Below are 11,823 nucleotides of genomic sequence, written 5' to 3'. Positions count from 1 at the left end.
GTCATGGACGCCGCTGACCCCGTTGCCGCCTTCGACCCCTGGTCGCCCGAGTTCGTCGCCGACCCCTACCCCGCCTACGAGCGCCTGCGCGCCGCCGGACGCGTCCACTGGTACGGGCCCACCCGCCAGTGGCTGGTCCCGCACCACGCGGACGTGTCGGCGCTGCTCCGGGACCGGCGCCTGGGCCGCACGTACACGCACCGCTTCAGCCACGAGGAGTTCGGGCGCGAGGCCCCGGACCCCGCCCACGAGCCGTTCCACACCCTCAACGACCACGGGCTGCTCGATCTGGAGGGCGCCGACCACACCCGGATCCGGCGGCTCGTGTCCCGGGCGTTCACGCCGCGGACCGTGGAGAACCTGGCGCCGACGGTCCGGCGGCTCGCCGCGGAGCTGGTCGGCGGGCTGGTCGCGGAGGGCGGTGGCGATCTCCTCGCCGCGGTCGCCGAGCCGCTGCCCGTGGCGGTGATCGCCGAGATGCTCGGCATCCCGCGGGACGCGGAGGAGCGCGGGCGGCTGCGGCCGTGGTCGGCGGACATCTGCGGGATGTTCGAGCTGAGCCCCTCGGAGGAGACGGCCCGCCGGGCCGTCCGCGCCTCCGTCGAATTCTCGGACTACCTGCGGGAGTTGATGGCCCGCCGGCGGAGGGATCCGGGAGACGACCTCGTCTCGGCTCTGCTCGCCGTGACGGAGCTGACCGAGCAGGAGATGATCTCCACCTGTGTGCTGCTGCTCAACGCCGGTCACGAGGCCACGGTGAACACCACGGTCAACGGCTGGTGGACGCTGTTCCGGCACGGGGTCCGGCCGGACCCCGGTCCCGAGAAGTTGTCCACAGCTGTGGACGAACTTCTGCGCTTCGACACCCCGCTCCAGATGTTCGAGCGCTGGGTCCTCGACGACATCGAGATCGGCGGGGTGGTCATCCCGCGCGGAGCCGAGGTCGCCCTGCTCCTCGGCTCCGCCAACCGCGACCCGGCCCGCTTCGGCCCCACCGCCGGCACGCTCGACCTCACCCGCGCCGACAACCCCCACGTCAGCTTCGGCGCCGGCATCCACTACTGCCTCGGCGCCCCGCTCGCCCGCCTCGAACTCACCGCGGTCTTCGGCGAACTGCTCCGCCGGGCGCCGGGGCTCCGGCTCGCCGCCGAGCCGGAGTGGAGGCCGGGCTACGTGATCCGGGGCCTCAAGGAGCTGCTGGTGGAGGTCTGAACGGCGCCGGCCCCCGCCGCACGCGTCGGCGGGGGCCGGTTCCCGGGGCATGCCGGGGGGCTCAGCTCAGGATGTCCCGGCGGCGCAGCCCGGCCAGCCCGGCCGCGACCAGCGCGGCGGCGAGGGCCGTGAGGACGAGGACCGGGGTCCAGGCCATCTCCTGGCCGGGGAGCTTCGGCAGGTGCCCGAAGGGCGAGAGGTTCAGCACCGCCTGCGGCAGGCCGAGCGCGGGCCCGATCCAGCCGAGTCCCAGGCACGCCCCCGCCACCCCCCAGGCGCCCGCGGCCGCCTTCGGGAACGCCCCCCACAGCAGGACCGCCAGCCCCGCCAGGGTCCAGATCGCGGGAAGCTGGACGAGTGCGGCGCCCAGGATCGGGAGCGGGTCCCTGCCGTACGAGAGGGTCAGGCCGACTCCCGCGAGGAGCATGATCAGCGCGGATCCGGCGAAGGCGGCGAGCAGGTGCCCGGCGGCCCAGCGGAGCCGCCCGACGGGGGCGGCGAGCAGGGGCTCGGCGCGCTGCGAGGTCTCCTCGCCGTGCAGCCGGAGCACCGAGCCGACCGCGAACAGCGCCGCGAGCATGCCGAAGAGACCGCCCATGGTGGCGAGGAAGGCGTCGCTGAGGGCGCTCCGGCCGCCCATCCGCTCGAAGATCTGCCTGGCCTGCTCGTTGTCGCCGACGATGTCGGCCGCGCCCTCGACCATGCCGCCGAGGACCAGCCCGCCGAGCAGGAAGCCGAGCGCCCAGCCGAGCAGGGTCCCGCGCTGGAGCCGCCAGGCGAGGGCGCCCGCGGTCGCGAGCCGGCCGGCCGCGGGCCCGGGACGGGTGGGCAGGAAGCTCATGCCGACGTCCCGCCGCGCGGTGAGGACGTACGCGGCGGCCGTCTGCGCCGCGGTCGCCGCGGCGAGCAGCAGCAGCACCCACCAGCGCTCGCCGGCGAAGGCGCGGACGTTCTCGGCCCATCCGACGGGGGACAGCCAGGTGAGCGCCGAACCGCCCTCCGCGGTCCCCGCGTCACCGGCGGCCCGGAGGGCGAAGGCCAGGCCGAGGACGCCGGCCGTCAGGCCCTTCGCGAGCCGGGCGCTCTCGGTCAGCTGGGCGACGATCGCGGCCGCGGTCGCGAAGACCATGCCGGTGCCGCCGATCGCGAGGCCGAGGGCGAGGGCCCCGGCCGCGCCCTGTCCGGCGAGTCCCGCGGTCACGATCAGGGCGACGAGGGCGTTGGCGGCGAGGGCGGCGAGGAGGGCGGCGGTCAGCGGGGCCCGGCGGCCCACCACGCCCGCGGACAGCATCTCCTGACGGCCCGACTCCTCCTCCTCGCGGGTGTGCCGGACGACGATGATCAGGCTCATGACGGCGGCGAGGACGGCGGCGAAGGTGCCGAACCGCCAGGCGACGAGACCGCCGAGGGAGTCGTCGAAGACCGGCCCGTAGAGCGAGCGCATCGAGCTGTTGGCGGTCATGGAGGCGGCGAGCTCGGCGCGTTGGGCGGCCGTGCCGTACAGGCCCTCCAGAGAGCCGGCGCCACTGGCGACCATGCCGCCGGTGACCAGGGCCCAGACCGGCAGCATCAGCCGGTCGCGGCGCAGGGCGAGCCGGGTGAGTGATCCGGTCCCGGCCAGGCTGAGCGTACTCATCGGGCGTTCGCCTCCTCGTCCGTGCCGTCCGCGTAATGCCGGAGGAAGAGCTCCTCCAGGGTGGGCGGGGTGCTGGTGAGGCTGCGGACGCCGGACTCGGTGAGCGAGCGCAGGACGGCGTCGAGCCGCTCGGTGTCGACCTGGAGGCGTACGCGGTGGCCCTGGACGTCGAGGTGGTGCACGCCGGGGAGGTGGGCCAGTCCGTTGGGCGGACCGGCGAGTTCGGCGGTCACGCTCGTGCGGGTGAGGTGACGCAGTTCGGCGAGCGAACCGGACTCGACCGTGCGGCCCTTGCGGATGATGCTGACCCGGTCGCAGAGGCTCTCGACCTCGCTGAGGATGTGGCTCGACAGCAGCACGGTGGTGCCGCGGTCGCGGGCCTCCTCGACGCAGCTCTGGAAGACCTCCTCCATCAGCGGGTCGAGGCCGCTGGTGGGTTCGTCGAGGACGAGCAGGTCGACGTCGGAGGCGAAGGCGGCGACGAGGGCGACCTTCTGCCGGTTTCCCTTGGAGTAGGTCCGGCCCTTCTTGGTGGGGTCGAGCTCGAAGCGCTCGATCAGCCGGGCCCGCCGGGCGCTGTCGAGTCCGCCGCGCAGCCGTCCGTAGAGGTCGATGACCTCGCCGCCGGAGAGGTTGCGCCACAGGGTGACGTCGCCCGGGACGTAGGCGATCCGCCGGTGCAGTTCCACGGCGTCGGCCCAGGGGTCGCGGCCGAGCAGGCGGGCGGCGCCGGAGTCGGCGCGCAGGAGTCCGAGGAGGACCCGGATGGTGGTGGACTTCCCGGAGCCGTTGGGACCGAGGAAGCCGTGGACCTCGCCCGACTCGACGGCGAGGTCGAGGCCGTCCAGCGCCTGGGTGCGGCCGAACGCCTTGTGGAGCCCGGCGATGCTGATTGCCTTCGTCATGCTTCAGAACGTACGCTACTTTCACAAAGTTGTGAAGATAAGGAAGTTAAAGAACCGTATAAAGTCAGGGGATGAGCGAGATGACGACGACCGGTGAGGACAGCGGCGGTGGCAGGGACGAGGCGGTCTCCCGCTTCGTGGAGCGCTTCGCCGCCGAGTTGACCGCGGCGGGCATGCAGCGCATGGCGAGCCGGGTCTTCGCGGCGCTACTCGCGTCCGAGACGGGCTCCCTGACCTCCGCCGAGCTCGCCGGGCAGCTGCAGATCAGCCCCGCCGCCGTCTCCGGCGCGATCCGCTACCTCACCCAGGTCGGCATGGTCAGCCGCGAGCGCGACCCCGGCACCCGCCGCGAGCGCTACGTGCTCCACAACGAGCTCTGGTACGAGACCTTCACCCGCCGCGACCAGGTCCTGATCCGCTGGGAGAAGGTCCTCGACGAGGGCACCGAGATCCTCGGCCCCGACACCCCGGGCGGCCGGCGCACCGCCGAGACGGCCGAGTTCTTCGCCTTCCTGCACGGCGAGATGACCGGGATCATGGACCGCTGGCGGGCCCGCAAGGCGGCGCGGGGCCCGGCCTAACCCTGCCGGACGCCGTCCCGGCGCTGCCCGGCGGCGGATCCCGGCGCGGTCCGCGCCTGGGCGCGAGCGGTGGCCTCGCGGGTGCTCCGGCGGCGCCGCAGCAGCAGGTCGGCCGCTCCGCCGGCCAGCCCGACGAGCAGCGTGACCGCGCCGAGCACCTTCAGCGCCCGGGTCTCGACGAACGCGCGGGTGCCCTCCCGCTGCGCGTTGTACAGCTCGCCCTGCCACGGCCTGTACGACACCACGTGACCGGTCTCCCGATGCCGTTCGAACGGGCGCTCCGGATGCTGCGCGCACCGGTACGGACCCGACCGCAGGACCCCGTCGAAGGGGTCCGTCCACGTGACCGTGCAGGAGCCGTCGGGCTGCCACGCCTCCACGGTGAGCTCGACCTGAGGGTCGTCCGCCACGGAGACCTCGCAGAGCCGGGCGAACCCGAGGACGAGCGCGCCCACCACGACCACCCACCGCCACCCGCCGCGGCGGCGGACCGGGACGGACCCGGACGCGGCGGGGAAGGGCACATCGCCCGCGGTACCGGTTCCGGGTCCGTTCGTGTGGGTCGGTCCGTTCGTGTGGGCCGGTCCGTTCGTGCCGGCGGGTCCGTTCGTGTGGGTCGGTCCGTCCGCGCCGGCGGGTCCGTTCGTGTGGGCCGATCCGTTCGTGCCGGCGGGTCCGTTCGTGTGGGCCGGTCCGTCCGTGCCGGCCGGGGCGCCCCCGGTGTGCGGTGCGTCCCCTTCGGCCGGTGTGCCGGGAGCACCCGTTCCGCCCGCGCCCGCCCGGGCGGGCGGCCAGGCCGCCGTGGCGCGCTCGGCCGCCACCTCGCGCGCGCCGCCGCGGACCGGTACCGCGCGCAGGAGTTCGCCGCTGCCGGGGCGGCTCAGGACCCCGCCGGTGGCCGGGTCGCCGCACCACCACAGCTCGCCGCGGGCGTCGGGGCGCGCGAGCCGGCGGCGCCAGGGCACCGTGCGTACGGTCAGCGGCCAGATCTCGCCCGAGGCCGGGTCGCGGACCACCAGGGCGCGGGGCACGCGGACGGCGGGCAGCGGCGTCCACGGGCCCGCGGCCAGGGCGTCCTCCATGCGGCGGGCGCCGGACAGGGCGCCGAAGCCGAGCGCGGCGCCGGCCGCGCCGAGTACCAGCAGCCCGATCCCCACGAGGGTGCTCGGGCCGGTGCGGAACGGACCGACGGCCAGCCATGCGCCCACCAGGCCCGTCAGCGGCCCGCAGACCGCCCAGCCGCGGGCCCGCTCCCGGTGGCGCGTCAGCGCCTCCCGGGTCCCCGCCTCGTACAGTGCGGCGGAACCGCCCCCCATGCCCACAGCGCTCTCCCCCCGTCCGGACCTCGGCGGCCGAGCCTACGCGGTGTCCGCCGAGGTGGGCGCGGGAATGGTCAGCCCCCAGGCCCCCGCCTGCACCGTCCAGGTGCGGCGCCGGACGGGACCCGAGACCGTCGTGTCGGCGCGGTAGCGGAAGTCGGGGCCGGTGACGGTCAGGGTGTGGGCGGTGACGTGCACCGGCGGGGCGCCCGCCGGGGCCAGGGTGAGGGCGGCCGCGCCGCCCAGGGCCCGGACCGTGAGGCCCTCCACCGGGGTGTCGACGTCGCAGAGCAGCACCCCGTCCGCCTCGACCCGCAGCCGGTGGGTGGGCTCCGCCAGGGCCGTCGGGGCCGGCCGGACCAGGGTGCGCACCAGCGAACGGCAGGTGTCCCAGACGGTGGGCGTCGGCGGGGCGAGGGTGCGGGCCGCCGGGACGTCGAGGCGGTCGAGGACGACGCCGTCGCTGTCGTCGACGAGGAGGTCGAGGCTGCGCACCACGCCGTCGAGGACCGCCCGGGCCGCCGCGACGGTGCCCGGCGGCACACCGAGCGCGTGGGCCGTCCGCAGCCGGTCGGGGGCACCGATGGGCACCACTGCCAGCACCCCGCCCGCGGCCGCCCGTCCGGCCGCCGCCTCGCGGTGCAGCAGGGTCACGGTGCGCAGCAGCGTGCGGTCGTCACCGAGGACGACGGGGCGGCGGGAGCCGCGCCGGGACAGGGCCCGGGAGAATTCCTCCGGGCCGTCCGGCAGGCAGATCTTCGCTGCAGCGCCCGCTGACAGCACATCCTTCGCGATCCGCACGGACTCGCCGTCCATTCGGCGGGCGACCGGGTCGACGATGACCAGCAGCTGGTCGTGATCCGACACCTCGGTCCTTCCTCGGGTAGCATCTTTGTGCAAGAGCCCCTTGCGCTATTGCGCCAGGGGCTTCGTCTATTCCGGGGCACACCGGTGAGGCGGCGTACGCCCCCTGACCTTGGTCTTGCCCCGCCCGGAAGGGGTGTACGCCTGTGCCCGCACTTGTGCTGCTCGGTGCTCAGTGGGGTGACGAGGGCAAGGGAAAGGCCACTGACCTGCTCGGTGGCTCCGTGGACTACGTGGTGCGTTACCAGGGCGGCAACAATGCCGGCCACACGGTCGTCGTGGGCGACCAGAAGTACGCACTGCATCTCCTCCCTTCCGGAATCCTGTCGCCGGGGTGCACCCCGGTCATCGGAAACGGTGTCGTCGTCGACCCGGCGGTCCTGCTCTCCGAGCTGAGCGGGCTGAACGAGCGCGGCGTCGACACGTCCAAGCTCCTGATCAGCGGCAACGCCCATCTGATCACGCCGTACAACGTCACCCTCGACAAGGTGACGGAACGGTTCCTCGGCAAGCGCAAGATCGGCACCACGGGCCGCGGCATCGGCCCGACCTACGCCGACAAGATCAACCGCGTCGGCATCCGGGTCCAGGACCTGTACGACGAGTCGATCCTCACCCAGAAGGTCGAGGCGGCGCTGGAGGGCAAGAACCAGCTGCTCGCCAAGCTCTACAACCGCCGCGCCATCGAGGCCGCGCAGATCGTCGAGGAGATGCTCCAGTACGCGGAGCAGATCAAGCCGTTCGTCGCGGACACCACGCTGATCCTCAACAAGGCGCTCGACGACGACAAGGTCGTGCTCTTCGAGGGCGGCCAGGGCACCCTGCTCGACGTCGACCACGGCACGTACCCCTTCGTCACCTCCTCGAACCCGACCGCCGGCGGCGCCTGCACCGGCGCGGGCGTGGGCCCGACGAAGATCAGCCGGGTCATCGGCATCCTCAAGGCCTACACGACGCGTGTCGGCGCCGGCCCGTTCCCGACCGAGCTGTTCGACGAGGACGGCGAGGCGCTCCGCCGCATCGGCGGCGAGCGCGGTGTCACCACCGGCCGTGACCGCCGCTGCGGCTGGTTCGACGCGGTCATCGCCCGCTACGCCACCCGCGTGAACGGCCTCACCGACTTCTTCCTGACCAAGCTCGACGTGCTGACCGGCTGGGAGCAGATCCCGGTCTGCGTCGCGTACGAGATCGACGGCAAGCGCGTCGAGGAGCTGCCGTACTCGCAGACCGACTTCCACCACGCGAAGCCGATCTACGAGATGCTCCCGGGCTGGTCCGAGGACATCACCAAGGCCAAGACCTTCGGTGACCTGCCGAAGAACGCCCAGGCCTACGTGAAGGCCCTGGAGGAGATGTCCGGCGCCCCGATCTCCGCGATCGGCGTGGGCCCCGGCCGCACCGAGACGATCGAGATCAACTCGTTCCTGTAGGCCGCACCGGCCACGCGGGGCGCACCGACCGCACCGGCCGCTCGGCACACGCGCAAGGGCCCGTCCCCCGGCTTCGGCCGGGGGACGGGCCCTTCGCACATCCGGTGACTCAGGCGTCCAGCCGGGTGTCCCGGCCGACCTTCTCCCAGGCGGCCAGGTCGGCGCGGACCTGGTCGAGGTGCCGGTGGATCGTGTCGATGGAGTCGTCGCCGAGGGCGAGGCGGAGCGGCTTCTCCTCGGCGTTCAGCGCGGCCAGGACGGCGGCGGCGGCCTTGGCCGGGTCGCCCTCCTGGGTGCCGCCGCCGGTCTCGACGAAGCCGCGGGTGGTGCCGACGGTGTCGGCGTAGTCGGCGATGGCGCCCTCGCTGACGCTGTGGTTGCCGAAGAGGCCGGTGCGGAAGGCGCCGGGCTCGACGATGAGGACGTGGATGCCGAGCGGGTTCACCTCGGCGGCCAGCGCCTCCGACATCCCCTCCAGTGCGAACTTCGTCGCGCTGTACGCGCCGAAGCCGGCCATCGACATCTGGCCGCCGACGCTGCTGAGCTGGACGATCGCGCCCGAGCGGCGGGCCCGCATATGGGGCAGGACGGCGCGGGTCAGCGCGGCGGGGCCGAAGACGTGCACGTCGAAGAGCGAGCGCAGTTCGGCGTCGGCGGTCTCCTCGACCGAGCCGACGTGCGTGCGGCCGGCGTTGTTGACCAGGACGTCGATGCGGCCGTGGCGCTCGGCGACCCCGGCGACCACCCGGTCGACGGCCGCGTGGTCGGTGACGTCCAGGGTGACCGCCTCCACCTGGTCGGGGTGGGCGGCGACCAGCTCGTCCAGGGTGCCGGCGCGGCGTGCGGCGGCGACCACGACATCGCCGGCGCCGACCGCGGCCTCGGTGAAGGCACGCCCGAAGCCGCTGTTCGCCCCGGTGATCAGCCAGACCTTGCTCATGTTCCCGGATTCCCCTCGTTCGTTGTCCGATCCGTGCAACCAGACTGCATCCGAAGGGAGTTGTCCGTCCAAGATCTGTCGTGATAGCCCATGGGCATGACCACCACGGATGTGCACGGCCGGGATCTGCGGTACTTCCTGGCGGTCGCGGAGGAACTCCACTTCACCCGCGCCGCCGAGCGTCTCTACGTCTCGCAGCCCACGCTCAGCAAGCAGATCCGCGCCCTGGAACGGCATCTCGGAGCCCCGCTCTTCGACCGGGACCGGCAGGGGGTCAGGCTCACCGCCGTCGGCGCCGCCCTGCTGCCGCACGCCAGGGCGGTGCTCGCCGCCTGGGCGGAGGCCGACGGGGCCGTCCGGGCGGCCCGGGCGGCGGCCGGCGCCACCCTGGTCGTCGGGATGAGCACCAGCCCCGGGCGGGGCGGGCTGCTCCCCGCGATCCGCTCCCGCTTCACCGGGGCCCATCCGGCGGCGCGGACGCGGCTGCGGCAGGTCGGCTGGGAGGATCCCACGGCCGGGCTCGCGGACGGCGGCAGCGACGTCGCGTTCGTGTGGCTGCCGCTGACCGGGGCGGAACGCTTCCGCTGGGTCGTGGTCGCCACCGAGCCCCGGCTGGTCGCCCTGCCCGCCTCGCATCCGCTGGCGGCCCGCGAGAGCCTCGACTTCGCCGAACTGCTCGACGAACCCTTCCTCGCCCTCCCGGACACCGGGCCCGAACTCCGCGACTACTGGCTGGCGGTGGACGCCCGCGGCGGGCGGCCGCCGGTCGTCGGGGCCGAGATCGCCAGCGCCGACGAGACGTACGAGGCGCTGGTCGGCGGCCTCGGCATCTGCCTCGTCGCCACCGGCAACGCGCCGCTCGTCACCCGCGACGGCGTCGTCACCCGGCCCGTCCGCGGGGTCAGCCCCAGCCGCTTCGCCCTCGCCTGGCGCGCCGACGACACCCGCGAACTGGTCCAGGGCTACGCGAGGGCGGCGGCGGCCGTCGCCGCTCCAGGCCCTGGGCGCACGGCTCAGGAGCCCTGACCACGTCCGTGATCCCCGCGCCCGGCAGCGGTCACCGGATCCTGTGGAACTCGCCCGGCTCCCCGTCCGTCATCGGATAGACCAGGAGCCGGTCCTCGCCCTTGTAGCGGACGATGTCGAGGTAGCTCGCGATGCCGGCGGTGGGGGCGCACTCGGCGTCCGAGCCCGGTTCGGCGGTCTGCGGGCCGACGACCAGCGGGGTGCCCGTGCGGGCGAGGAGGGCCGTGAAGATGCAGTGGACCGAGTCGGAGGTGGGGTTCCCCTCCGCGTCGGTGCGCGGATAGCCCTGCTCGTAACGGAGGACGGCGGAGCCCACCGGGCCCTGGGTGAGCGTCACCTCGTCGGTGTAGCGGTCGACGTCCTTCCCGAAGACCTCCGGGTCGTTCCGCATCCGCCAGCTGCCGGGGAACTTCGCCGGGAGCGCCTCGGAGCCGGTCCGGCCCTTGCGGAAGGTGGCCTTCGCGGCGCCCGAGGTCCACACCAGGACCTCGGGGGAGCGCAGGGTGAGGGTCTGCCGGGCGGAGGGCGTGCAGCGCTGGGCGGGCACGCTGGTGGTGACGTCGGACTCGCCGAGGACGACCTTGTCCTCGTCCGCCGAGACGAGCCGGGAGCGGCCCATGCACAGGCGCTCGTCGGTGACGTGGACGTAGACGGCCGCCTTGCTGCCGGCGGCGCCCTGGGTGATCTCGAGCCGGAGGGTCTCGCGGGGGTGGCTGTCGGAGCCCTGCAGGACGCCTTCCCAGGCGCCGAGGAAGCCGGCCGGGACGATCCCGGCGGGGCCGGAGGACGTGCCGGTGCCGCCACGGGCCTTGTTCCTGTGCCCGTCGGCCCCGGAGGCGGTGCCCGCGCCGGGCCAGTAGGTGTAGGCGAGCGTCCCGGCGGCCGCGACGGCGAGCGCGGTCACGGCGCCGATCAGCGGGGCGCGGCGGCGGCGCCGGGGCGCGGCGGCGCCGCCGGGCGGCAGCGGGGTCGAGGGGGTGGGGTCGCCCGCCTCGGCGGCGGCGCTGCCCTCGGCCTCCAGGACCCTGGCGGCGTGCCGGCCGAGCCGGACGAGGACCTCGGCGGGCAGCCACGGGTCCGTGACCTGGAGGGTGTCGACGAGCTCCGTGGCCGAGGGGCGCTCCGCGGGGTCCTTGGTGAGGCAGGCCCGGATGAGGCCGGTGAGTTCCGGCGCGAGCCCGGTGAGGTCGGGCTCCTCGTTGGCGATGCGGAACATGGTGGCGTGGACGCCGCTGTCCGACGAGCCGAACGGGGAGCGTCCGGTCGCCGCGTAGACGAGGACGGATCCCAGGCAGAAGATGTCCGAGGCGGGCGTGACCCGCTCGCCGCGCACCTGCTCGGGGGACATGAAGCCGGGGGATCCGACGACCGCGCCGGTGCTGGTCAGGCCGCCGTCGGTGACGGTGTCCAGGGCGCGGGCGATGCCGAAGTCGATGATCTGCGGCCCGTCGACGGTGAGCAGGACGTTGCCCGGCTTCAGGTCGCGGTGGACCAGTCCCGCGGCATGGATGTGGGTGAGCGCGTGGGCGAGGCCGGAGGCGAGGGTGCGGACGCTGGCGGGCGGCAGCGGCCCGTGCTCCTCGTTCACGACGGTGCGCAGCGACGGGCCGGGCACGTAACCGACGGCGACCCAGGGGAGGTCGGCCTCGGTGTCGGCGCCGAGCACGGGTGCGGTGCCGGTGCCGCCGACGCGTTCCAGGGCGGAGACCTCGCGGGCGAAGCGGCGCCGGAACTCGTCCTGGGCGGCCAGCTCCGGGTGCACGACCTTCACCGCGACGGCGCGTCCGCCCGCCGAACGGGCCAGGTACACCCGGCCCATGCCGCCCGTACCGAGCCGCCCGAGCAACCGGAACGGTCCTATGGCGGCCGGGTCTTCCGCGTTCAAGGGATCCACGTCGAAAGAGGATGCC

At 74.3% G+C, this 11,823-nt stretch carries 10 protein-coding genes; 4 read left to right on the top strand and 6 right to left on the bottom strand.

Features of this window, described 5'->3' with window-relative positions; translation table 11 throughout:
- The first annotated feature begins 3 nt into the window (after nucleotides 1–3).
- Nucleotides 4–1,212 carry a cytochrome P450 gene (locus ACGF1Z_RS21030; protein WP_393006108.1) on the top strand — a complete coding sequence of 403 codons (1,209 nt, stop codon included), beginning with the start codon at nucleotides 4–6 and terminating at the stop codon, nucleotides 1,210–1,212.
- Nucleotides 1,213–1,273: 61 nt separating this feature from the next.
- Here the strand turns inward: ACGF1Z_RS21030 and ACGF1Z_RS21025 are convergent, their stop codons facing one another.
- Both ACGF1Z_RS21025 and ACGF1Z_RS21020 read right to left on the bottom strand, forming a co-directional pair.
- Nucleotides 1,274–2,848 carry an ABC transporter permease gene (locus ACGF1Z_RS21025; RefSeq protein WP_393006106.1) on the bottom strand — a complete coding sequence of 525 codons (1,575 nt, stop codon included), beginning with the start codon at nucleotides 2,846–2,848 and terminating at the stop codon, nucleotides 1,274–1,276.
- A complete protein-coding gene (locus ACGF1Z_RS21020) occupies nucleotides 2,845–3,753 on the bottom strand; it encodes an ATP-binding cassette domain-containing protein (RefSeq protein WP_393006104.1) in 909 nt (302 codons plus the stop codon). The genes ACGF1Z_RS21025 and ACGF1Z_RS21020 overlap by 4 nt, the downstream gene beginning before the upstream one ends.
- A 71-nt stretch (nucleotides 3,754–3,824) precedes the next feature.
- Here ACGF1Z_RS21020 and ACGF1Z_RS21015 point away from each other — a divergent pair, with 71 nt between their 5' ends.
- The gene (locus ACGF1Z_RS21015; RefSeq protein ID WP_393006102.1) at nucleotides 3,825–4,334 is read left to right on the top strand and encodes a GbsR/MarR family transcriptional regulator; all 510 of its coding nucleotides are present in this window, start codon (nucleotides 3,825–3,827) and stop codon (nucleotides 4,332–4,334) included.
- On the opposite strand, the gene ACGF1Z_RS21010 is transcribed toward ACGF1Z_RS21015, so the two are convergent.
- A complete protein-coding gene (locus ACGF1Z_RS21010) occupies nucleotides 4,331–5,650 on the bottom strand; it encodes a hypothetical protein (protein WP_393006100.1) in 1,320 nt (439 codons plus the stop codon). The genes ACGF1Z_RS21015 and ACGF1Z_RS21010 overlap by 4 nt on opposite strands.
- Before the next feature lie 42 nt (nucleotides 5,651–5,692).
- Nucleotides 5,693–6,469 (bottom strand): diacylglycerol kinase, encoded by a 777-nt coding sequence (locus ACGF1Z_RS21005; RefSeq protein WP_393006906.1) that lies wholly within the window; start codon nucleotides 6,467–6,469, stop codon nucleotides 5,693–5,695.
- Nucleotides 6,470–6,663: 194 nt separating this feature from the next.
- Between ACGF1Z_RS21005 and ACGF1Z_RS21000 the strand changes: the two genes are divergently transcribed.
- Nucleotides 6,664–7,947 carry an adenylosuccinate synthase gene (locus tag ACGF1Z_RS21000; protein WP_393006098.1) on the top strand — a complete coding sequence of 428 codons (1,284 nt, stop codon included), beginning with the start codon at nucleotides 6,664–6,666 and terminating at the stop codon, nucleotides 7,945–7,947.
- A gap of 109 nt (nucleotides 7,948–8,056) precedes the next feature.
- On the opposite strand, the gene ACGF1Z_RS20995 is transcribed toward ACGF1Z_RS21000, so the two are convergent.
- Nucleotides 8,057–8,887, bottom strand: a complete 831-nt coding sequence (locus ACGF1Z_RS20995; RefSeq protein ID WP_393006096.1) for an oxidoreductase — start codon at nucleotides 8,885–8,887, stop codon at nucleotides 8,057–8,059.
- 96 nt (nucleotides 8,888–8,983) lie between these two features.
- On the opposite strand from ACGF1Z_RS20995, the gene ACGF1Z_RS20990 reads away from it, so the two are divergent.
- The gene (locus tag ACGF1Z_RS20990; protein WP_393006094.1) at nucleotides 8,984–9,913 is read left to right on the top strand and encodes a LysR substrate-binding domain-containing protein; all 930 of its coding nucleotides are present in this window, start codon (nucleotides 8,984–8,986) and stop codon (nucleotides 9,911–9,913) included.
- Nucleotides 9,914–9,944: 31 nt separating this feature from the next.
- Here ACGF1Z_RS20990 and ACGF1Z_RS20985 read toward each other — a convergent pair whose 3' ends face one another.
- Nucleotides 9,945–11,807: a serine/threonine-protein kinase gene (locus ACGF1Z_RS20985; protein ID WP_393006092.1), complete on the bottom strand. Its 1,863-nt coding sequence runs from the start codon at nucleotides 11,805–11,807 to the stop codon at nucleotides 9,945–9,947.
- Between the last annotated feature and the right edge of the window lie 16 nt (nucleotides 11,808–11,823).

The organism is Streptomyces sp. NPDC048018 (genome assembly GCF_043202995.1).
Lineage (GTDB): Bacteria > Actinomycetota > Actinomycetes > Streptomycetales > Streptomycetaceae > Streptomyces.
Note: the sequence above shows the minus strand (reverse complement) of the source record. Positions and strands in the feature narration are given on the sequence as shown.